This window comes from Pseudoxanthomonas mexicana (genome assembly GCF_046736355.1).
Classification (GTDB): domain Bacteria; phylum Pseudomonadota; class Gammaproteobacteria; order Xanthomonadales; family Xanthomonadaceae; genus Pseudoxanthomonas_A; species Pseudoxanthomonas_A mexicana_B.
Window position 1 is genome coordinate 3034182 of record NZ_CP157201.1, and the last position, 21654, is coordinate 3055835.

Here is a 21654-nt window from a genome sequence, read left to right on the forward strand (position 1 = left end):
GGTGCGTAGAGCCGGGCTTGCCCGGCTGCCTTTCCTGCGGGTTCCGGAACCAAGGGCAGCGGAGCGAGCTCCGCCCTACGCACCACCCGGATGAAACCGGTTCAGTCCTGCGCCTCCAGCATCGCCTTCAGGCGCGCCAGTCCGCGTTCAAAATCGCCACCGATCATCGGCGCGGCCATCCATCCCACCCAGCGCGACAGCGGGTTGAGCCCGTGCGCCATCTCGATGCTCCAGATCACCTCGGTGCCGCCATTGCCGGGCGACAGCGTGTAGGTCGCCAGCGACACCCGGCCGCCGAACGCCTGCTCCACCGCGACCAGGCGGTAGGGCTCGCTGCGGCGGATGATCTGGTGGCCGCTGCCGACCGCGGGATTGCCCGACCATTCCATCTTCGCGCCGACGCCGCTGGCCGGCCCGCTGAAGGTGTAGCGGATGTCCGGATCGTCCTGCGCCCACGGCGACCATCGCGGGAACTCCCGCAGCGAGTCGAGCCGCGCAAAGACCTCGGCCTGGGGACGGTCGATCACCACCACGCGCTCGACCCGGGTCGTCGGCGGCAACAGCAGGCTGCCGCCGAGCAGCAGCGTCCCCAGCAGCAGCGCGATCGCCAACGCCGGTTTGAGCAGTTTCATTCGGTTCGCGTCCTTCCGCCTTCGACCTGGAGGCGCGCAGGCTACACCTTCAGGCATGAAAAAACCCCCTCCCCGCTGGGCACGGGAAGGGGGTTCATGGTCTTACGGCTTGTCGGGACTTGCTTAGATCAGCGGAGCCGGGGTTGCCGGCAGCGCGACCGGAGCCGCGCGCTTCTTCGAGCGCTTGGCGGGCTTCTTGGCAGCGGGCTTCTTGGCGGCAGCCTTCTTGGCGGGCTTCTTGGCGGCCTTCTTCGCTACCTTCTTGGTCGCCTTCTTGGCGGTCTTCTTGGCGGGCGCCTTGCGGGCTACCTTCTTGGCGGCCTTCTTCGCGGTCTTCTTGGCGACCTTGCGGGTGGCCTTCTTCGCGGTCTTCTTGGCGGCCTTCTTGGCGGCCGGCTTGCGGGCTACCTTCTTGGCGGCCTTCTTGGCGACCTTCTTCACCGCCTTCTTCGCGGTCTTCTTGGTGGCCTTCTTGGCGACCTTCTTGGCCGCAGATTTCTTGGTGGCCTTCTTCGCGGCCTTCTTGGCCGGTTTCTTCGCAGCTTTCTTCGTTGCCATGAGATGGCTCCTCGTCAGTGAACTATGGATTTACGTCTGCTTGCAGCAGTTCTGCCCGTAGGCAGGCCCAGTTGCCAAAAGCGCCGCGGGAGTCGGACCCGCAGGCAGCCGCCGGCGCGGTCGCGCCGGAGCGGATACGCAAGGGGCCACGCATCGCGTGGCTCCCTACAAATACGAAAACACCCGCGACGCGGGACGGCGCGGGTGTCTGTTGGAAGAGGCGATGCTTTTTTTCGGGGGAAGCGAGCCCTGCGTCCGCCGTGATCCCGGCCTGGACGATCGACTGGTTTTTCTCTCGCGCTGTCGTGTTGATCCGACTCACTCGCATTCGCAGGCATCTTCTGCTGGGCGAAACCTAATCACGGTTTTTCTGGGTGTCAACACTTTTGCAAAAAAATTTTTGCCGCCGGTCGGCGTCGCCGGTGATCGATCGCGCGTCCCGGGCAGCGCGTCGACCGCGACGGCGTCACCCCCGCATCGCGCGCGTGCGCGGCATGCGAAAAAAATACGCGCAAAAACTAGGTGTTTTTTTCGCGACGCTTCGCGCCGGAGCGTTTCGGCGATCGCGCCGCGGTCGCCGCGACGATGCCGCGCCGCCCGTCCGCGGACCGGCGACGGGAGACAAAATTTTTTTGCCGGCGCGCCCTGGTTTCGGCGTCGCACAAGCTCGTTTGCGCGGATTTGCGCAAACTTTCCGGCAGGTTTCGCGCGCATCGAACGCGCGCCGCGAGGCCGGCGCGTGATCGAGAGGTGAAGAATGGACGATGGTCGAAGGCCGTCGCGTGCGCCGCCGCTTCCGGAAAGAGAGGATGGCCGGATTCCGGTGCGGGGACGATCCTGCTTCCCGAGCTGGCGCGGGGAAGATCCTGGCTCCCGCGAAGGCGGAAGGACAACGGCAAGGAAGCGCCATCATCCGTCCCTTCGGGACACCTTCTTTCGCAGGCGAGAAGGATTCGCAGACCGTCCCGCCCTCCGGTCCCGCATCCGAATCCGGATTCCCGAAAGAAGAAGGCCGCCCGGAGGCGGCCTTCTGCGAACCGGCGGCGGAGAGGGCTCAGCCTTCGTCCTCGAGCAGTTCGGCGTAGTCGTCGGGAGACAGCAGGTCGTTGAGCTGCTCCGGCTCCTCGGCCTGGACGACGTAGATCCAGCCTTCGCCGTAGGCGTCCTCGTTGATGGTCTCCGGCTTGTCGGACAGCGCGTTGTTGACCTCGACGACGGTGCCGGTGACCGGGCAGTAGACGTCGGAGGCGGCCTTGACCGATTCGACCACGGCGCTGGCGTTGCCGGCCTCGATGCGGTCGCCGACGTTGGGCAGTTCCACGTAGACCAGATCGCCCAGCAGGCCCTGCGCGTGATCGGAGATGCCGACCGTCACGCGGCCGCCGCCCTCGACGCGGGCCCACTCATGGGATTTGAGGAACTTGAGATCACCAGGAATCTCGCTCATGTCGGCACTCCGGAAGGTTGGGCGGTAGGGGGAACGGGGCGATAGTTTAGCGAAGTGCCGGCGCGGGGGAAGCGGGCCGGCCGGCCGCGCCGGGCGCGCGTCATTCCAGCACGCCCGGTTGCGGTTGGCCGTCGCGCACGAACGGGAACTTCACCGCGCGCACCGGCACCTCGCGCCCGCGGATGTCCACGCGCAGCTGCGCCGGCTCGCCGGCCGGCACGCGCGCGAAGGCGATGCTCTTGCCCAGCGTCGGCGAGAACGTGCCGGAGAGGATCTCGCCCTCGCCGTGCGCGGTCAGCACCTTCTGGCCGTGGCGCAGCACGCCCTTCTCGTCCATCACCAGGCCGATGAGCTGGCGCGGCGCGCCGGCGGCGAGCTGCTTCTCCAGCGCGGCGCGGCCGACGAAGTCGCGGCCCTCGTCCAGCGCCACCGTCCACGCCAGCGCGGCCTCGTACGGGGTGGTGGCCTCGTCCATGTCCTGGCCGTACAGGTTCATGCCGGCCTCCAGCCGCAGGGTGTCGCGCGCGCCCAGGCCGGCCGGCTTGACGCCGGCGGCCAGCAGCGCGTTCCAGAACGCCACCGCCTCGCCCTCGTCCAGCACGATCTCGAAACCGTCCTCGCCGGTGTAGCCGGTGCGGGCGACGAACAGCGCCACGCCGCCCTGCGTGCGCGCCTCGGTGGCGGCGAAGCGGGCCAGCTTGTCGACGGCTGCGCGGTCCTCCTCGCGCAGCAGCGACAGCACCTTGCCGCGCGCCTGCGGCCCCTGCACGGCGATCATCGCGAACTCGGGGCGCTCGCGGACCTCGACCCCGAAGGCCTGCGCCTGCGCGGCGATCCACGCCAGGTCCTTGTCGCGGGTGGCGGCGTTGACCACCAGGCGGAAGAAATCCTCGCCCAGGTAGTAGACGATGAGGTCGTCGATGATGCCGCCGTCGCCGTTGAGCATGCAGGTGTACAGCGCCTTGCCGGGCTTCTTCAGCTTGTCCACCGAGTTGGCCACCAGCCGGCGCAGGAACTCGCGCGCGCGCGCGCCGTGCAGGTCCACCACGGTCATGTGGCTGACGTCGAACATGCCGGCGTCGCGGCGCACCTGGTGGTGCTCGTCGATCTGCGAGCCGTAGTTGATCGGCATGTCCCAGCCGCCGAAGTCGACCATCTTGGCGCCGAGCGCGCGATGGGTGTCGTTGAGGATGGTCTTGCGGGTCATGGCGGCTCCGTGCGCAAAGAACGCCATTATCGCCGCCCGGGCACGGCGGCGCGACCACGGCCGGAAACGAAAACGCCGCATCCTGGAAGATGCGGCGCGGTATGGAAGACGGCGACGCAGCCGGCTCAGGCTGCTTCCTGCACCTTCAGCGTCATGCCGTCCACGGCGATCACGCGCACCTGCGTGCCGGCCGGCAGGTCCGGGCCCTGCACCACCCAGAAGGCATCGCCGATCTTGACCCGGCCGCGGCCGCCGACGATGGCCTGATCCAGCGGCGCCACCCAGCCGATCAACTGCTCGGCGCGGCGGTTGAGCAGCGGGCGATCGCTCTGCCGCGCGTGCCGGCGGAACCACTTGCGGTAGATCTGGATCGACACGAAGCTCAGCACGACGAAGGCGACCACCTGCGCCAGCAGCGGGATGCCCGGCACCAGCAGCACGCCCACGAACACCGCCGCCGCCGCGAATCCCATCCACAGCATGAAGGCCCCCGGCGCCAGCGCCTCGGCGGCGAACAGCAGCAGCATCACCGCCGCCCAACCCGTGACATCCCAGCGCATGGCTCAGCCCCCCGTCCGCGGCGGCATGCGCGGCGGCGCGGCCTGCTGCCTGCCCATCGCTTCCCTGGCCAGTTCGGCGATGCCGGCGATCGAGCCGATGATGCCGCTGGATTCCATCGGCATCAGCACGAACTTCTGGTTGGGCGCGGTGGCCAGTTCCTTGAACGCCTCGACGTATTTCTGCGCGACGAAGTAGTTGATCGCCTGCACGTCGCCCTGCGCGATCGCCTCGGACACCATCTGCGTCGCCTTGGCCTCGGCCTCGGCCAGGCGCTCGCGCGCCTCGGCTTCGCGGTAGGCGGCTTCCTTCTGGCCCTCGGCCTGCAGGATGGCGGCCTGCTTGTCGCCCTCGGCGCGCAGGATCTCGGCCTGGCGGTGGCCCTCGGCCTCCAGGATCACCGCGCGGCGGTCGCGCTCGGCCTTCATCTGCCGGGCCATCGAATCGACCAGGTCGCGCGGCGGCTGGATGTCGCGGATCTCGATGCGGGTGACCTTGATGCCCCACGGGTGGGTGGCGTGATCGACCACGTTGAGCAGTTGCGCGTTGATCGACTCGCGGTTGGACAGCGACTCGTCCAGGTCCATCGAGCCGATCACGGTGCGGATGTTGGTCTGCACCAGCGCGATGGTGGCCACTTCCAGGTTGGAGACCTCGTAGGCCGCCTTGGCCGCGTCCAGCACCTGGAAGAACACCACGCCGTCGACCTTGACCACCGCGTTGTCCTTGGTGATGACCTCCTGGCTGGGCACGTCGAGCACCTGCTCCATCACGTTGACCTTGCGGCCCACGCCGTAGACCACCGGGATCAGGAAGTGCAGGCCGGGCGTCATCGTATGGGTGTACTTGCCGAAGCGCTCGACCGTCCATTCGTAGCCCTGCGGCACCATCCGCACGGTCTTGAACAGCACGACGATGCCGGCGATGAGGACCACGATCGCCAGAAAACCGGTTTCGAACATGACTTGCTCCCCTTTCCCTAGTCTTTGCGTGATCCCGAGTATATGACGCGCGCCGCCCGCCGGACCGGGAGGGTGCGACGCTTTTCCCGCCCGGCGCATCTGGTACCGGTACATGCCCGCCCTTTCGCAATTCGCCATCGACGTGCCGGACAGCCTGCTCGCCCACGCGCGCGCCGGCCGGCAGGACGCGTTCGAGCAGATCTACCGGCGGTTCGAGCGGCCGGTGTTCACGCTGGCGCTGCGCATCTGCGGCGACCGCGAGGCCGCCGCCGACGTGCTGCAGGACACCATGCTCAAGCTGTACCACCACCTCGACGACTACCGGGGAGGCGGCCCGTTCTGGGGCTGGCTGCGCCAGATCGCGGTCAACGAGGCGCTGATGCGGCTGCGGCGCAGCCGCCGCCTGGTCGCCGAGATCGGCATCGACGAGGACGACCTGCCCGCCGACGCCGGCCCGCTGCCGGCCGCCGCCGCCGACGCCAGCGCGCTACAGCGCGCGCTGGCGTCGTTGCCGGCCACCACCCGCAGCGTGCTGTGGCTGTACCACGCCGAGGGCTATACCCACGACGAGATCGCCGCGCTGATGCAGCGCACTGCCAGTTTTTCGAAATCGCAGCTCGCCCGCGGCACCCGCCGCCTGCGCGCGCTGTTGCAGATGGAGGAACCCGTCCATGCCTGACGCCAACGCCCGCGAACGCGCCCCCGCCGACTGGGAACAGGCGCTGTCGGCATTGCCGCTGGAAACGCCGCCGGACGGCGGCTGGGAGCGCTTGTCGCCGCGACTGCCGCGCTCCCGGCCGCAATCTCCGCCGCGCTGGCGGCGCTGGAGCGCGGCGGCCGCGCTGCTGGCGGCGATGGCGCTGCCCTGGCTGGCGTGGAAGCGGCCGGCCACCGATCCGGAGATGCCGGCGCTGGCATCGCAATCGGCGCCTGCGGCAGCCGAACGCACAGCGCGGCATGGCGATGCGCCGGAATCTTCCGCGCCCGCCGCCACGCAGGAGCGGAAGCAGGCGGATCCGCCATTGGCCATCGCGTCGCTGCCGACGCCACCCACACTATCCCCGCGCATGGCCACGACGCGCCGCAATTCCCCACATGCGGCCATCGCCAGCGCGGTCGCCCGGCCCGCCTCCACGCCCGCGCTGGAAGCGCTCTACGCCGAATCGGCCCTGCTGGAGGAACTGCTGGTGCAAGCGCAGCCTTCGCCGATGGCCAGCGGCCCGGCGATGGTGGTGAGCGACGCCTTGCAGGGGCATCTGGCCGACATCGACGCGGCGCTGTCGGCGCCCGCGCTGGACGGCGACGACCGCCGCGCGCTGTGGACGCAGCGGGTGGAGACGCTGCGCCAGCTGGCCGGCGTCGAGAGCACGCAGCGCTGGCTGGCCACCGAAGGCGGCAGCGGCTTCATCTCCAGCGTCCATTGATTCCAACGGATCCACATACAACCGAGGTTGCGATGAAACGACTCCTGTCCTCCCCGCTGCTGGCCGGCCTGGTGTTCGCCCTGCCGGCGACGGCCGCCGAACCACCGCATGAAACCGCACGCCACGAAGCCGCGCGCCAGCAGGAACTGGCCGATGCACGCGCCGAAATGGCGCGCGCCGCGCGCCGCGTCGCCGAACTGGCGGCCGCCGAGGCCGGGAACCGGCGCATCGACATCGAGCAGCGGGTACTGGTCGGCGTGCTGCTGGCGCCCGACGACGAGGCCGGCGTGCGCATCAGCGGCGTCACCCCCGGCGGCGGCGCGGCCAAGGCCGGCCTCAAGGCCGGGGATCGCCTGCTCGCGGTCGAAGGCAAGGCGATCGCCGGCGACAGCGGCGCGCACCGGCTGGAATCGGCGCGCAAGGCGCTGGCCAGGCTGCAACCGGAACGGGCCATCGAACTGCGCTACCAGCGCGACGGGCGCACGCACACCACCTCGGTGACGCCGCAGCAGACCCGCGCCCTGGCGCTGATGCTTGAAAACGCGCCGCGACCGGCCATCGACGCCGAACTGCAGGAGAAGCTGGCGCGGTTGCGGGTCGAGATGCCGACGTTGATCGCGCCGGAAGTGCAGCGCGAGCTGCGCCGGCTCGGCAGCGACGACTGCCAGGACGGCGGCGCGTGCAGGCTGGCGGTGCTGGCCGACGCGTTCCGCTGGAACGGGCTGAACCTGGCCGCGGTCGATGCGCGGCTGGGCCGCTACTTCGGCGCCACCCGCGGCGTGCTGGTGCTGTCCACCAGCGACGATCTGAAGGGCCTGGAAGCCGGCGACGTCATCCAGCGCATCGGCGGCAAGGAGGTCGATACGCCGCGCGAGGCGATGGCGATCCTGCGCGGGCATCCGGTCGGCAGCCAGGTCGCCATCGACTACCTGCGCGACAAGCGCGGCCAGCAGTTGAACCTGACCCTGCCGAAGTCCACGCCGCTGCGCATCCCGCTGCCGCCAGCGCCGCCCGCCCCTCCTGCTCCCCCCACCGCGGCGACTCCCCGCGCACCCGCCGCGCCACCGGCGCCCAAGGCCACCACCCACACCATCGCCCGCATCGTCACCGTGGATCGCGATGGCCACGTGTACACGGAGGAATCGGATTCGGAGCTGTCCGCGCCACTGGCGCCGGTCGCTCCTCCGGCGCCGCCACCGCCACCGGCCCGGCGTGATTGAGACGGGCGCGCGTGAGGTTCCCGATATTCCGCTTCCCGTGCGCGGCCTTTGCCGAACCAGCGGCGCGCATGAGAACGCGAGGCGATGATGCCTCCTCGCCTGGCGGCGACGCGGATGCGCAAGACCGCGGCCGGTCGTTGCGTCATGACAACAACGAGATTGCATGAATCCCCTGCCCCGGCTTTCGCCGGGGTCTTTTTTAGCCAGCCGGAAAACCGGGCGCTACGCACTTCCGTAGAGTCGAGCTTGCTCGACCATGCTGGCTCCGGAGCCGAGAGCAGCGGAGCAAGCTCCGCTCTACGGCCGTCCCTCCTCTTGTAGAGCGGAGCTTGCTCCGCTCCTCGGCACCCATCCGCCGAGCAAGCCCGGCGCTACAGTCGTCTCACCTTTGCCGGCTCGATGCCGGCTCCACCCACTGCGCGAACACCTTGGCGATCTCGGCGTCGGCCACCGGCCTGCCTTCCTGCACGTCGCCGGCCTGGGTGAACAGCGGGATGATCAGCGACATGCCGTCGATCCTGGTCTTCAGGCGCAGGCCCGGCGCGACCGACAGGTAGCGGTCCCAGTGCGCGCGCACCTTGGCCCAATAGGCGGCGGTGGCCTTCCAGTAGTCCCTGGCCGGGGCGAAATCGACGTCGCCGGTCCTGCGGTAGTCGTTGAAGCCGAACTCGCGCGCCAGTTCCACCTGCGCGCCGTCCGGCTTGCGCAGCACCTTGGTGTTGAACTGCTCGTGCGTCCAGCCTTCCGGCGTCAGCGTATGGCGGTTGATCACCGCCAGCGCGTTGTAGTCGCTGCGCTGGACGTACTCGCGGCGCGGCAGCGGACGCCAGCTCAGGTCGCTGGTCCAGGTCGCGGTGCCGTTGCGGTATTCCCAGCGCCCGGTGCCGCAGTAGCGCGGCGCGTCGCTGACCTCGTAGACGCACTGCGTCCACGCCCCGCGCGTCTGTTCCGCCGGCAGGGCATGCACCGTCCAGGTCTGATCGGCGGTGAACTCGAAGCGCTGCGGCGCCTCGTAGATCCAGTCCTGCCGCCAGTGCTTGGTGACGTGGCCGCTCTTGGCGTCGACCAGGATGTGCTGCAGCACGATGCGGGCGGGCGTGTCCTCGACCACGATCACCGTCTCCTCGCCGCCGCTGCGCATGGCGGGGTGGCGCTCGTAGCCGGGTTGCAGCAGCACGGTCTCGTCGAAGGCGAAATCGACGCTGTAGTCGCCCTGCATGGCCAGGATGGACTGGCGATCGCTCGCCGGGTCCTGCGCGTGGGCGGCGTCCGCGAATGCGCAGAGGCCGAGGACGAAGGGAAAGGCTGTCTTGATGTTCATCAGATGGCTCTTGTACGAAAAAGGATGGGAGCGGACTCCGCGCCTCCCGCCGCCCTCGGCGCGGGCGCCGAGGCTGCGCAGCAGCAGTCATGGATGCGCTGTCCGCCTTCCGCGCCCTCGGCCTGGAGGATGCGCCGCGCGGTGGCCGCGCCCAGCGGCGACACTTCGGTGGGCAGCGCGGCCAGTCGCGGCGCACGGCCCCGTGCGCGGACCAGATGCAGTTGCACGGGACTGGCGCTCCAACGCTCGCCACCCAGCCGGCCGGCCAGCCGCCGCCACAACCGCTCGGCCACGCCGGCGGCGCTGTCGGCCTCGCCGCTCGCCGGCAGTTCCGACAGCAGCCGGTCCCAGGCCAGGAAATCGCTGTCGGGCAGCAGGTACAGCCGCCAGCAGCAGCGGCCGTCGCGGTCGAAGAACAGCAGGCTCTCGCGCAAACCATCGCTGTCCACGCCGGCGCGCGCCTCCACCCGCACCGCCTGCGCCCAGCCGCCCAGTTCGCCACCGAGCTGCGGGCGATACAGGCACAGCACCGTGCCCAGTTCCGCCAGCCGCTGCGGCGGGGGCAGCGCCGCCGTCGTCGGCGACGGTGCGTTGCGCGGCTGCAGCGGCAGGCGGTGGCTCATGGCGGCGGCTACCACGCCAGGGTCAGGCTGGCCGACAGCGTGCGGCCGGGACGGGTGTAGCGATCCAGCACGCGGCTGCTGGCCGCCACGCCGTTGACGTCGGCCCAGTCGGTGTACTTCCTGTCGGTCAGGTTGAAGACGCCGACGTTGACCTTGGCGTTGCCGGCGAAGCGCCAGTGCGCCAGCAGGTCCAGCGCGCCGTAGCCGGCGGGCCTGTACTGGCTTTCCTGCGCGGGACGCAGCTTGCGTTCGGCGAAGGTGCCCACCAGTTCGGCGCCCCAGCGCGCGCCGTCGTAGGCCAGGCCGAGCGTGCCGCGCAGCGGATCGACGCTGTTGAGCGGCACGTCGTCGGTCTGGTCGTCGCCGCGCGAGTACGCCGCCGCGCCCTGCAACGACCAGCCCCGCAGGTTCGCGTTCAAGGCGCCGATGTCCAGGCCGAACCTGATCTCGGCGCCGTAGATGCGCGCCTCGGACACGTTCTGCGACTGGAACACCATCAGCGGCGTCTGCGGCGGCGCGCTGACCAGCACGAACGACTCGATGAAATCCTCGTAGTCGTTGTAGTAGCCGGTCAGCCCGGCATGGAAAGCGTCGCCGGCGAAGCGCAGGCCCAGTTCGTAGCCGTCGCTGGTCTCCGGCTTCAGGTCCGGGTTGGGGATGACCGTATACCGGCTCTGCAGGTTGACGAAGCCGGCGTTGACGTCGCCATAGGGCGGGGCGCGGAAGCCGTGCGCGTAGTTGGCGAACACCGACCAGCGCTCGTCGAAGCGCCACACCGCACCGAACTTGGGCGATACGCTGGTCTCGCTCATGCCCGCCACCGCCATGCCCGGGTTGTCGCCGGCGTAGATGTCGTCCAGCGTGGAATCGAGTTCGTAATAGTCCACGCGCAACGCCGGCACCAGCGTCAGCCGCCCGCCGGCCAGGCCGATCTCGTCCTGCGCGTAGAGGCCGACGCGGGTGGTCTCGCTGATCGGGAAGTCGCGCACCGGGAAGTTGTCCTGGCCGACCTGGCGGGTGACCGCGCCGCTGGCCAGGTTGATGGAGACGCCGTCGCGCTTCTCGCGCGTCCGCGTCCACGACGCGTCCAGGCCCCAGGTCAGCGCGTGCGAGGCGGCGCCGGCATCGAAGGCCTTGAACACGTTGGCCTGCACGCCGTATACGCGCTGGTCGAAGTTGTGCTCCATCTCGCGGCGGGTGTTGTTGCTGCGCAGTTCCCCGGTGCGCTGCGTGCTTTCGCTGTCCTGGCGGTAGATCTTCCAGGTCAGCGCGTCAGCCCAGCCGGCGCCGATCGCGTCGACCTCGTGCTCCAGCGACAGCCGCGCGCGGGTCTGGTGGTCGCGTCCGTCCATGTCGAGGATGCCGGCGGCGAAAGCAGACGGCAGCGTGCGCGCCGAATAGGCCTCGATGCGGCTGTAGTCCTCGTTGGCGTCGAGGGTGAGGCGGAAGCGCTGGTTGGCGTCGGGCGCGTAGACCAGCTTGCTCAGCAGGCTGCGGCCGTCGCGGCGCTGCGGGTTGGGTGCAGTGCGCAGGTGGGTCGCCACGCCGTCGACCAGCACCGGATCGGTGCTGTGGTCCTCGCCCTGGTTCTCGGTTTCCTTGCCCTGGCGGTGGCTGAGCGCGGCCATGCCGCTCCAGCGCTCGCCGCCGAAGGCGGTGGTGACGCCGCCGAACAGGCCGTCCCACTCGCTCTCGAAACCCAGCTTCAGGCCAAAGTAGGCGTCCTTGCCCTCCTCCAGATAATCCGAAGGATCCTTGGTGACGAAGGCGACCACGCCGCCCAGCGCGTCGGAGCCGTACAGCGCGCTGGCCGGGCCGCGCACGATTTCCACGCGCTTGAGCGTCTCGAGGTCGACGAAGTTGCGGTTGGCGTCGAGGTAGCTGCCGAAGCTGAAGCTGTCCGAGACGTTGATGCCATCGGTCTGGATCAGCACGCGGTTGGCCTCCAGGCCGCGGATGCGGAAGCTGCCCAGCGCGCCGAAGCGCCCGCCGGTATAGCCGACCGACACGCCCGGCTCGTAGCGGACCAGGTGCTTGATGTCGCGGATCAGGCGATCGTCCAGTTGCTCGCGATCGATGACGTCGACGGTGTTGGGCACGTCGACGATGGCGCGCTCGGTGCGGGTGGCGGTGACCTGCACGCGGTCGAATTCGCGCACGCCGGCGTCGTTCGGGCCATCGGGCGCAAAAGTGGATTCATCGGGGGCGCCGGCGTGGGCGCTGGCGGCGACGGCCAGCCACAGGGCGGTCGCCAGGAGGGAGGGTCGCATGTCGGCTGCTTGGACTCGTTGGGTTTGCAACAGGCCCGGTGAGCTGGCGGCCGGATGGAACCGTGGCTGGCGCCCAGGAGGAAGAGAGAGGAAATGCCCGGCGCGGCGATGACGATGGTCGCGCACCGAATGAAAGGCTGCCGGTTGCGCGCGCCGCCCTGCCCGCCTTCGGCCAGGGCGCCACGTCGCCGCGGTGGCGGCCTTCGACGCAGGACTATTTGGTGAGGATCAACTTGTCGTTGCTGGTATGGCGCAGCCGGTAGACGCGGTCGCCATGCCGGATCAGCACTTCGCGCCGGCCCTTCAGCAGGGCCGCACTGTCCAGCGATTCCTCGGCGGGCACGACGCGGGGAGCGGCATTGCGCTCGCGCAGCAACGGGTTTTCGGCGGTAGGCAGGTGGGATACCAAGGCGGTCATCGGGAAGCTCCATTGGGAACGCTACCGATGATAATGATTCTCATTAGCAGGTCAACACCCGGGTTATCCATGCCGACGAAAGGCGCGGCCTCGGGACGACGGCCCGGCCGGCAACGGCAGCCATGCCGGATTCGCATCCCGTACAATGCGCGCCTCTTCCTTCCGGGGAGTAGCCCGTCCGCCGCGTGCGGATTCCGCGCATCAACACACTTGGCGAAATGCCGTGGTGCGCGGGGCCTGGGGCGTGTCGTGTACTTCGACGCGCCCTGGAACCAGGCCGGGCAAGACCGAAGGCAGGCGTTGCGCGACCCGGGCCGGGCCGCGCGGCGTTTGCCTTCGCGTCCCGCGCGAATGCCCGGCCCCGGAGTCCTCGATGTCGTCCCTGCAAGCCCTGCTGGTGTCCACCGGCGCCGTCACCCTCGCCGAAATCGGCGACAAGACGCAGTTGCTCGCCCTGCTGCTGGCCGCCCGCTACCGCAGGCCCTGGCCGATCGCCTGGGGCATCCTGGTCGCCACCCTGGTCAACCACGCGCTGTCGGCGTGGCTGGGCGCGGAAATCGCGCGCTGGCTCTCGCCCGCCCTGCTGCGCTGGCTGGTCGCCGGCAGCTTCCTGGCGGTGGCGCTGTGGACGCTCAAGCCCGACGCGCTGGACGAGGACAGGACCGCCCTGCCCGCGCGCGGCGCCTTCATCGCCACCACGGTGGCGTTCTTCCTGGCCGAGATCGGCGACAAGACGCAGGTCGCCACGGTGCTGATGGCCGCTCGCTACGAGCCGCTGTGGCAGGTCATCGCCGGCACCACGCTGGGCATGCTGATCGCCAACCTGCCGGTGGTCTGGCTGGGCCACCGCTTCGCCGACCGGCTGCCGCTGCGGCTGGCGCGCACGCTGGCGGCGCTGGCGTTCCTGCTGCTGGCGCTGTGGGTGGCCTGGCACGGCGTGGGCTGAACGCCCGCGGGCGGGCCGGAATGGCCTGCTAGACTTCCGCCCTTCATATAAATAGAAGCGGTACGGGGGATTCCATGTTGGAAGCGTTGGGGCGGATCGGGTTCGGCCTGTTCGGCCTGGCGGTGCTGGTCGGCATCGTCTGGCTGTTCTCCAACAACAAGCGCGCGGTGGACTGGAAACTGGTCGCCACCGGCATCGTGCTGCAGATCGGCTTCGCCGCGCTGGTGCTGCTGGTGCCGGGCGGGCGCGAGGTGTTCGACTGGCTCGGCCACGGCTTCGTGAAGATCCTCGGCTTCGTCAACGCCGGCTCCGGCTTCATCTTCGGCAGCCTGATGGACACCGAACGCTTCGGCTTCATCTTCGCCTTCCAGGTGCTGCCGACCATCATCTTCTTCGCCGCGCTGATGGGCGTGCTGTACCACCTGGGTGCGATGCAGGCAGTGGTCAAGGCGATGGCGTGGGCGATCACCAAGGTGATGCGGGTGTCCGGCGCCGAGACCACCAGCGTCTGCGCCAGCGTGTTCATCGGCCAGACCGAGGCGCCGCTGACGGTGCGCCCGTACATCGCGCGGATGACCGAGTCGGAGCTGATCACGATGATGATCGGCGGCATGGCGCACATCGCCGGCGGCGTGCTGGCCGCCTACGTCGGCATGCTCGGTGGCGGCGATCCGGCGCAGCAGGCGTTCTACGCCAAGCACCTGCTGGCGGCCAGCATCATGGCCGCGCCGGCGACGCTGGTGGTGGCCAAGCTGCTGATCCCCGAGACCGGCGCGCCGCTCACCCGCGGCACGGTCAAGATGGAGGTGGAGAAGACCTCCAGCAACCTCATCGACGCGGCCGCCGCCGGCGCCGCCGACGGCCTGAAGCTGGCGCTGAACATCGGCGCGATGCTGCTGGCGTTCATCGCGCTGATCGCGCTGATCAACGCGCCGCTGACCTGGCTGGGCGAGGTCACCGGCCTGCAGGCCGCGCTCGGCAAGCCGACCGACCTGGCGACGATCTTCGGCTACCTGCTGGCGCCGGTCGCCTGGGTGATCGGCGTGCCGTGGCAGGACGCGAACACGGTCGGCTCGCTGATCGGGCAGAAGGTGGTCATCAACGAGTTCGTCGCCTACCTGCAGCTGGCCGGCATCGTCAACGGCCAGGTCGAGGGCGTGACGCTGACCGACGAGGGCCGCCTGATCGCGACCTACGCACTGTGCGGCTTCGCCAACTTCAGCTCGATCGCCATCCAGATCGGCGGCATCGGCGGGCTGGCGCCGGAGCGGCGCTCGGACCTGGCGCGCTTCGGCCTGCGCGCGGTGCTCGGCGGCACCATCGCCACGCTGATGACCGCCACCATCGCCGGCGTGCTGTCGCATTTCGGCTGAGCCGCGCGCCGGCCGCCCTCCCCGCAAGAGTGCAAGCAAGATGAGTCCTGTCGTCGTCGTCGGTTCCTTCAATGTCGATCACGTCTGGCGCTGCCAGGCGCTGCCCGCGCCCGGCGCGACCCTGTCGGGGCAGTACGCGACCGGTCCCGGCGGCAAGGGCTTCAACCAGGCGGTGGCCGCGGCGCGCGCCGGCGCGGCGACCTCGTTCGTGTGCGCGCTGGGCGATGACGCCGGCGGCGCGCTGGCGCGCGGGCTGGCTTCCGCCGACGGCATCGAACTGCTGGCCGACGCCAGCACCGAGCCGACCGGCACCGCCGGCATCTACGTCGATGCGCATGGCCGCAACACCATCGTGATCGGCGCCGGCGCCAACGGCGCGCTGGAGCCGGCCTTCGTGCAGCGGCAGCAGCCGGGCATCGCCCGCGCCGGCGTGCTGCTGGCGCAACTGGAATCGCCCGCCGACACCGTCGAACTGGCGCTGGCGCTGGCGCGCGAGGCCGGCGCGGTCACCGTGCTCAACCCGGCGCCGGCCAACGCCGCCTCGACCAACGCGCTGCTCGCGCACGCCGACGTGCTGACGCCCAACGAGACCGAGTTCGCCGCGCTGCTGGCGCGCCACGTCGGCGAGCGCATCGAGGCCGACGACGTCGCCGCCACCGATGGCGCCACCCTGCACGCGCTGTGCCGCAAGCTGCTGCCGCGCGGCACGGTGGTGATCACGCTGGGCTCGGTCGGCGCGTTCGTCTCGCACGCCGACGACGCGCTGCGCGGCGACGCCCAGCCTTACTACCGCATCGCCGCCGAACCGGCGCAGGCGATCGACACCACCGGCGCCGGCGACGCCTTCAACGGCGCGCTGGCGGCCTCGCTGGCGCAGTCGCTGCGGGCGGCGTTCGGCGAGCACGTGCGCTTCGCCAACCGCTACGCCGCCGCCTCGACCGAACGGGCCGGCGCGGCGTCGGCGATGCCGAGGATGAAGCCGCAAGCCGGCTGACCGCCGATCCTGAGCTGCGCGCGCCCCGCTAGAATCCCCGCCATGCGCATCGGTCCCCACCACATCGCCCCCAACGTGATCCTGGCCCCGATGGCCGGGGTCACCGACAAGCCGTTCCGGCAGCTGTGCAAGCGGCTGGGCGCGGGGCTGGCGGTGTCGGAGATGACCATCAGCGACCCGCGCTTCTGGAACACGTCCAAGTCACTGCGGCGGATGGACCATGCCGGCGAGCCGGATCCGATCAGCGTGCAGATCGCCGGCACCGACCCGCGCATGCTGGCCGAGGCGGCGCGCTACAACGTCGATCACGGCGCGCAGATCGTCGACATCAACATGGGCTGCCCGGCCAAGAAGGTCTGCAACGCCTGGGCCGGCTCGGCGCTGATGCGCGAGCCGGCGCTGGTGGCGCGCATCCTCGAAGCGGTGGTCGCGGCGGTGCCGGTGCCGGTGACGCTGAAGATTCGCACCGGCTGGGATCGCGAGCACCGCAACGGCCCGGCCATCGCGCGCATCGCCCAGGACTGCGGCATCCAGGCGCTGGCCGTGCACGGACGCACCCGCGACCAGCATTACACCGGCAGCGCCGAGTACGACACCCTCGCCGCGATCAAGGCCGGCCTTTCGATCCCGGTGATCGCCAACGGCGACATCGACTCCCCGCGCAAGGCCGCGCAGGTGCTGGCGCATACCGGCTGCGACGCGGTGATGATCGGCCGCGCCGCGCAGGGACGGCCGTGGCTGCTCGGCCGGATCGCGCACTACCTGGCCACCGGCGAGGAATTGCCGGAACCGCCGCTGGATTTCGTCCGCGACACCCTGCTCGATCACCTGCAGGCGCTGCACGCGTTCTACGGCCAGCCGCAGGGCGTGCGCATCGCCCGCAAGCACCTGGGCTGGTATGCCAGGGATCACCCCGAGAGCGGCGCGTTCCGCGCGGCGGTGGTGCGCGCCGAGTCGCCGGAACAGCAGCTGCGGCTGACCCGCGACTACTTCGACGCGCTGATCGCCGGGGTTACGCCGGACCTGCCGGCGGCGGCCTGAGAAGCCCCAGGCGGAACACTGCGGGCGCGGCGTTCCACCTGCCCTTGTACTGATTCAGCGCTGGCCGGTACCGCCATCGCGCCCGGTTTCCGCAGCCCCGCCGACCGCATGCCGGAACGGCCGCCCCGAGCTGTGCCAGATGCGCTGCCACATCGCGCCGAGCAGTTCGCCGGCGCCTTCGTCGCCCGCGCCGGGCAGCGCCCAGTCCTGCTGCACCGGCACGATGGCCTGCCAGCGGCCGTCCTGCCGCCGCGCGACCTCGAAGCGGAAGTTGTAGTCCGGCTCCAGCCCCATCCGCAGGTCCGACAGCACCAGCCTGTCGCCCTGCACCTGCGCGCGCATGAAGCCGCGGTTGAACCAGTCCAGCCGGCGCACCACCGGGATGCCGGCCGCGCGCGCCTCGGCCAGCGCCTGCACTTGGGAGGGATAGCCGTGGAAGACCATCGGACCGCGATCGGCGATCAGCGAGCGCTCGGCCTCGACGTAGCCCGACGGCGTCATCGCCACCACCCGCCACAGCAAGGTGTTCAGCGGCATCGGCACCGAGAAGCGCGGCGCGTCGGCCAGCCCCATCGCCGCCAGCGCGCGGTCGGCCTCGCGATCGACCAGGTGCTTGGCCAGCAGCGACCAGCCCAGGTAGACGCTGCTGAGCGCCAGCCCGGCGGCCAGCGCGCGCTGCGCAAGTCGGTTGTGCGGGCGGATCCACGCCACCGCCCAGGCCAGCAGCAGCCAGACCGTGTACATCGGATCGATGATGAAGACGCTGGACCACATCGCCGGGGGCGGCGCCAGCGGCCACCACAGCTGGGTGCCGTAGACGGTGAAGGCATCGAGCAGCGGATGGGTGATCAGCGCCAGTTGCATCGCCCAGAACCAGTGTCGTGGCGATTCGGCCACCCTGCCCCTGCCGTAGCGCAGGAACAGCCACCAGATCAGCGCGGCCACCAGCGGCAGCACGAACAGCGAATGGCTGGCGCCGCGGTGCATCGTCATCAGCGCGACCGGATCGTCGGCCAGCAGCGCCAGCGGCAGCGAGTCGAGGTCAGGCAGGGTGCCGAGCGCGGCGCCGGCCAGCAGCGCGGCACGGCGGTGGGCGGCCGGCGCGATCGCGGCGGCGACCGCGCCGCCGAGCAGTATCTGGGTGATCGAATCCATGTGCCGATGTTAGAGCGTCCCGTGCCGCCGTGCCTCGCCCCGGTTCACGGCAAGCCGCTCCGGCCGGCGTGCCCAGGGCTGGCAGGCGTCGCCGCGCGGCCGCCGCCGTCGATGGCTTAACATCCGGCACATCCTGAATGGCCCAGAATGCGCCGACCGGCCCGCACGTGTATCATGCGCGCCCATCTTTTCATCCGAATGCAGGGATATAAGCCTGATGTCCAGCTATCTGTTCACCTCCGAGTCGGTCTCCGAAGGCCATCCGGACAAGATTGCCGACCAGATCTCCGACGCGGTGCTCGACGCCATCCTGGCCCAGGACAAGCGCGCCCGCGTGGCCTGCGAGACGCTGGTGAAGACCGGCGCGGCCATCGTCGCCGGCGAGGTCACCACCACCGCGTGGGTGGACATCGAGGCGCTGGCGCGCTCGGTGATCAACAGCATCGGCTACGACAACTCCGACGTCGGCTTCGACGGCCATACCTGCGCGATCATCAACATGCTCGGCAAGCAGTCGCCGGACATCGCCGCCGGCGTGGACCGCAAGAAGCCGGAGGAACAGGGCGCGGGCGACCAGGGCCTGATGTTCGGCTACGCCTGCAACGAGGCCCCGGAATTCATGCCGGCGCCGATCTACTACAGCCACCGCCTGGTCGAGCAGCAGGCCAGGGTGCGCAAGAAGAAGAACTCGCCGCTGCCGTGGCTGCGCCCGGACGCCAAGTCGCAGGTCACCCTGCGCTATGACAACGATCACAAGGTGGTCGGCCTGGACGCGGTCGTGCTGTCCACCCAGCACGACCCGGGCATCAAGCAGAAGGACCTGGTCGAGGGCGTGTACGAGCACATCCTCAAGCCGGTGCTGCCGAAGAAGTGGCTGGAATCGCTGCCGAAGAAGAAGGTGCACATCAACCCGACCGGCATCTTCGTGATCGGCGGCCCGGTCGGCGACTGCGGCCTGACCGGCCGCAAGATCATCGTCGACAGCTACGGCGGCATGGCCCGCCACGGCGGCGGCGCGTTCTCGGGCAAGGATCCGTCCAAGGTCGACCGCTCGGCCGCCTACGCCGCCCGCTACGTGGCCAAGAACATCGTCGCCGCCGGCCTGGCCGACCGTTGCGAGGTGCAGGTGTCCTACGCCATCGGCGTGGCCGAGCCGACCTCGATCTCGGTCACCACCTTCGGCACCGGCAAGGTCGGCGACGACGTGATCGAGAGGCTGATCCGCAAGCACTTCGATCTGCGCCCCTACGGCATCGTCAAGATGCTCGACCTGATCCACCCGGTGTACCAGGCCACCGCCGCCTACGGCCACTTCGGCCGCAAGCCGCAGCAGGTCACCTACACCGACGGCGCCGGCAAGAAGCAGACCGCCACCGCCTTCTCGTGGGAGAAGACCGACAAGGCCGAGGCGCTGCGCGCGGATGCCAGGCTGAAGTAAGCGACCGGCGACCGCCGCATCGCAAGCACGACGGGCCGCGCGAGCGGCCCGTCCTGTTTTCCGGCCCGCCGCGCCCGCGCACGGCGGCCAGGCCAGCCGCCCCGGTACAATGCGCGCATGTCCCTCCTCCAACTCCAGCGCGTCGACTTCAGCGTCGGCGGGCCGCTGCTCCTCGAGCGCGTCGATCTCTCCATCGAATCCGGCGAACGCATCTGCATCGTCGGCCGCAACGGCGCGGGCAAGTCCACCCTGATGCGGCTGCTGGCCGGCGAGCTGAAGCCCGACGACGGCGAACTGCGCGTGCAGGACGGCGTGGTGGTCGCGCGGATGGCGCAGGAAGTGCCGCAGGACACGCATGGCAGCGTGTTCGACGTGGTCGCGCGGGGCCTGGGCGACCTGGGCGCGCTGCTGGCGCGCTACCACCACGCGCTGCACGACGGCGACATGGAGGCGATGGGCGCGGCGCAGGCGCAGATCGAGGCTCGGCACGGCTGGGATCTGGATCGCCGCGTGCAGCAGGTGCTGAGCCGGCTGGAACTGCCCGAGGACGCCGATTTCGCCGCGCTGTCCGGCGGCATGAAGCGGCGCGTGCTGCTGGCGCAGGCGCTGGTGCGCAAGCCCGACATCCTGCTGCTGGACGAGCCGACCAACCACCTGGACATCGACGCGATCGCCTGGCTGGAAGGATTCCTCAAGCAGTTCGACGGCAGCATCGTGTTCGTCACCCACGACCGCAGCTTCCTCAAGGCGCTGGCCACCCGCATCGTCGAGATCGATCGCGGCCGGGTCACCAGTTGGCCCGGCGACTACGACAACTACCTGCGCCGGCGCGAGGAGCGCCTGCACGCCGAGGCGCAGGAGAACGCGCGCTTCGACAAGCTGCTGGCGCAGGAGGAAGTGTGGATCCGCCAGGGCATCAAGGCCCGCCGCACCCGCAACGAGGGCCGCGTCACCGCGCTGAAGGCGATGCGCCGCGAGCGCGCGCAGCGGCGTGAACTTTCCGGCAACGTGAAGATGGAGGCGGCCAGCGCGCAGAACTCCGGCAGGAAGGTCATCGAGGCCCGCGGCGTGACCCAGGCCTACGATGGCCGCGTGCTGCTGGATGACGTATCGACCACCCTCATGCGCGGCGACCGGGTCGGCATCATCGGTCCCAACGGCGCCGGCAAGTCGACGCTGCTGAAGATCCTGCTCGGCGAGATGCAGCCGCAAAAGGGCGAGGTGACGCTGGGCACCGGCCTGCAGATCGCCTACTTCGACCAGCACCGCAGCCGGCTGGACGAATCGCTGAGCGCGCTGGAGAACGTCGGCGAAGGCAGCGACTTCGTCGAGATCAACGGCACCCGCAAGCACATCGTCGGCTACCTGCAGGATTTCCTGTTCTCGCCCGAGCGCGCGCGCGCGCCGATCACCCGCCTGTCCGGCGGCGAGCGCAACCGCCTGCTGCTGGCCAAGCTGTTCGCGCAGCCGTCCAACCTGCTGGTGATGGACGAACCGACCAACGATCTCGACGTGGAGACGCTGGAACTGCTGGAGGAACTGCTGGCCGACTACAAGGGCACGCTGCTGCTGGTCAGCCACGACCGCGAGTTCCTCGACAACGTGGTGACCAGCACGCTGGTGCTGGAAGGCGGCGGCCGGCTGGCCGACTACGTCGGCGGCTACAGCGACTGGGTGCGGCAGCGCCCGGCGGCGCTGTTCGCGACCGAGCCGGAACCGGCTTCCAAATCCGTCGCCGTCTCCGCAGCCGCCCCTGCGCCTGCCGCGACGACGGCCGGCGGCGGCGAACCGAAGCGCAAGCTCAGCTACAAGGACGCGCGCGAACTGGAGCAGTTGCCCGCGCGCATCGAGTCGCTGGAGGCCGAGGTCGCCGCGCGCACGCAGGCGATGAACGATCCCGGCTTCTACCAGCAGGACGGCGCGGCCATCGTCGCCGCCAACGAGGCGCTGGCCGCCGCGCAGGCGACGCTCGACGCCGCCTATGCGCGCTGGGCCGAGCTCGACGGCTGAAGGACCCGCCGTGGGAGCGACGTCAGTCGCGACGGGTCATCGGCAAGGCCCCGTCGC

21 protein-coding genes are annotated in these 21654 nt (G+C 70.1%); 10 read left to right on the forward strand and 11 right to left on the reverse strand.

From position 1 onward, the window contains the following. Positions 1-101: 101 nt before the first annotated feature. Together AAG688_RS14040 and AAG688_RS14045 are read right to left on the reverse strand one after the other, a co-directional pair. Entirely contained in the window at positions 102-632 is a 531-nt protein-coding gene (locus AAG688_RS14040; RefSeq protein ID WP_411832854.1) for an SRPBCC family protein, read from the reverse strand. Positions 633-755: 123 nt separating this feature from the next. Beyond that, entirely contained in the window at positions 756-1190 is a 435-nt protein-coding gene (locus AAG688_RS14045) for a hypothetical protein (RefSeq protein ID WP_411832855.1), read from the reverse strand. Between the two features lie 494 nt (positions 1191-1684). Between AAG688_RS14045 and AAG688_RS14050 the strand changes: the two genes are divergently transcribed. Continuing rightward, the gene (locus AAG688_RS14050; RefSeq protein ID WP_411832856.1) at positions 1685-1933 is read left to right on the forward strand and encodes a hypothetical protein; all 249 of its coding nucleotides are present in this window, start codon (positions 1685-1687) and stop codon (positions 1931-1933) included. Positions 1934-2244: 311 nt separating this feature from the next. Here the strand turns inward: AAG688_RS14050 and gcvH are convergent, their stop codons facing one another. The 4 genes from gcvH to AAG688_RS14070 all read right to left on the reverse strand — a co-directional run bounded on the left by gcvH (position 2245) and on the right by AAG688_RS14070 (position 5364). Then, entirely contained in the window at positions 2245-2637 is a 393-nt protein-coding gene (gene gcvH / locus AAG688_RS14055) for a glycine cleavage system protein GcvH (RefSeq protein ID WP_411832857.1), read from the reverse strand. Positions 2638-2737: 100 nt separating this feature from the next. Beyond that, a complete protein-coding gene (gene gcvT, locus AAG688_RS14060; protein WP_411832858.1) occupies positions 2738-3844 on the reverse strand; it encodes a glycine cleavage system aminomethyltransferase GcvT in 1107 nt (368 codons plus the stop codon). A 125-nt stretch (positions 3845-3969) separates the two neighbouring features. After that, the gene (locus tag AAG688_RS14065) at positions 3970-4404 is read right to left on the reverse strand and encodes an NfeD family protein (RefSeq protein ID WP_411832859.1); all 435 of its coding nucleotides are present in this window, start codon (positions 4402-4404) and stop codon (positions 3970-3972) included. A 3-nt stretch (positions 4405-4407) separates the two neighbouring features. Then, complete coding sequence (locus AAG688_RS14070; protein WP_411832860.1) at positions 4408-5364, reverse strand: SPFH domain-containing protein; 957 nt, start codon at positions 5362-5364, stop codon at positions 4408-4410. 112 nt (positions 5365-5476) lie between these two features. Between AAG688_RS14070 and AAG688_RS14075 the strand changes: the two genes are divergently transcribed. From AAG688_RS14075 to AAG688_RS14085, 3 genes are read left to right on the forward strand one after another with little or no spacing between them, the layout of a single operon-like run. After that, positions 5477-6043: an RNA polymerase sigma factor gene (locus AAG688_RS14075; RefSeq protein WP_411832861.1), complete on the forward strand. Its 567-nt coding sequence runs from the start codon at positions 5477-5479 to the stop codon at positions 6041-6043. Continuing rightward, positions 6036-6788 (forward strand): hypothetical protein, encoded by a 753-nt coding sequence (locus AAG688_RS14080; RefSeq protein ID WP_411832862.1) that lies wholly within the window; start codon positions 6036-6038, stop codon positions 6786-6788. The genes AAG688_RS14075 and AAG688_RS14080 overlap by 8 nt, the downstream gene beginning before the upstream one ends. 32 nt (positions 6789-6820) lie before the next feature. Next, positions 6821-8008 (forward strand): PDZ domain-containing protein, encoded by a 1188-nt coding sequence (locus tag AAG688_RS14085; RefSeq protein WP_411832863.1) that lies wholly within the window; start codon positions 6821-6823, stop codon positions 8006-8008. A gap of 382 nt (positions 8009-8390) precedes the next feature. Here the strand turns inward: AAG688_RS14085 and AAG688_RS14090 are convergent, their stop codons facing one another. The 4 genes from AAG688_RS14090 to hemP form a co-directional block, all read right to left on the reverse strand. After that, the gene (locus AAG688_RS14090; RefSeq protein ID WP_411832864.1) at positions 8391-9329 is read right to left on the reverse strand and encodes a DUF6607 family protein; all 939 of its coding nucleotides are present in this window, start codon (positions 9327-9329) and stop codon (positions 8391-8393) included. Continuing rightward, positions 9329-9952 carry a Hemin transport protein gene (locus AAG688_RS14095; protein ID WP_411832865.1) on the reverse strand — a complete coding sequence of 208 codons (624 nt, stop codon included), beginning with the start codon at positions 9950-9952 and terminating at the stop codon, positions 9329-9331. The genes AAG688_RS14090 and AAG688_RS14095 overlap by 1 nt, the downstream gene beginning before the upstream one ends. Before the next feature lie 8 nt (positions 9953-9960). Next, entirely contained in the window at positions 9961-12222 is a 2262-nt protein-coding gene (locus AAG688_RS14100) for a TonB-dependent hemoglobin/transferrin/lactoferrin family receptor (RefSeq protein ID WP_411832866.1), read from the reverse strand. A gap of 214 nt (positions 12223-12436) precedes the next feature. Further along, positions 12437-12640, reverse strand: coding sequence for a hemin uptake protein HemP (hemP, locus tag AAG688_RS14105; protein WP_411832867.1), 204 nt, complete (start codon positions 12638-12640; stop codon positions 12437-12439). Between the two features lie 373 nt (positions 12641-13013). Here hemP and AAG688_RS14110 point away from each other — a divergent pair, with 373 nt between their 5' ends. The 4 genes from AAG688_RS14110 (at position 13014) to dusB (ending at position 16994) form a co-directional block, all read left to right on the forward strand. Further along, positions 13014-13586, forward strand: coding sequence for a TMEM165/GDT1 family protein (locus AAG688_RS14110; protein WP_411832868.1), 573 nt, complete (start codon positions 13014-13016; stop codon positions 13584-13586). Positions 13587-13660: 74 nt separating this feature from the next. After that, a complete protein-coding gene (locus AAG688_RS14115) occupies positions 13661-14959 on the forward strand; it encodes a NupC/NupG family nucleoside CNT transporter (RefSeq protein WP_411832869.1) in 1299 nt (432 codons plus the stop codon). A 40-nt stretch (positions 14960-14999) separates the two neighbouring features. Next, positions 15000-15953 carry a ribokinase gene (locus AAG688_RS14120; protein WP_411832870.1) on the forward strand — a complete coding sequence of 318 codons (954 nt, stop codon included), beginning with the start codon at positions 15000-15002 and terminating at the stop codon, positions 15951-15953. A 42-nt stretch (positions 15954-15995) separates the two neighbouring features. Then, positions 15996-16994 carry a tRNA dihydrouridine synthase DusB gene (gene dusB, locus AAG688_RS14125; RefSeq protein ID WP_411832871.1) on the forward strand — a complete coding sequence of 333 codons (999 nt, stop codon included), beginning with the start codon at positions 15996-15998 and terminating at the stop codon, positions 16992-16994. A gap of 54 nt (positions 16995-17048) precedes the next feature. On the opposite strand, the gene AAG688_RS14130 is transcribed toward dusB, so the two are convergent. After that, positions 17049-18149, reverse strand: coding sequence for a metal-dependent hydrolase (locus AAG688_RS14130; RefSeq protein ID WP_411832872.1), 1101 nt, complete (start codon positions 18147-18149; stop codon positions 17049-17051). 217 nt (positions 18150-18366) lie between these two features. Between AAG688_RS14130 and metK the strand changes: the two genes are divergently transcribed. Both metK and AAG688_RS14140 read left to right on the forward strand, forming a co-directional pair. Then, positions 18367-19587, forward strand: coding sequence for a methionine adenosyltransferase (metK, locus tag AAG688_RS14135; RefSeq protein WP_411832873.1), 1221 nt, complete (start codon positions 18367-18369; stop codon positions 19585-19587). A 117-nt stretch (positions 19588-19704) separates the two neighbouring features. Then, positions 19705-21597, forward strand: coding sequence for an ATP-binding cassette domain-containing protein (locus AAG688_RS14140; RefSeq protein WP_411832874.1), 1893 nt, complete (start codon positions 19705-19707; stop codon positions 21595-21597). The last annotated feature ends 57 nt before the right edge of the window (positions 21598-21654 follow it).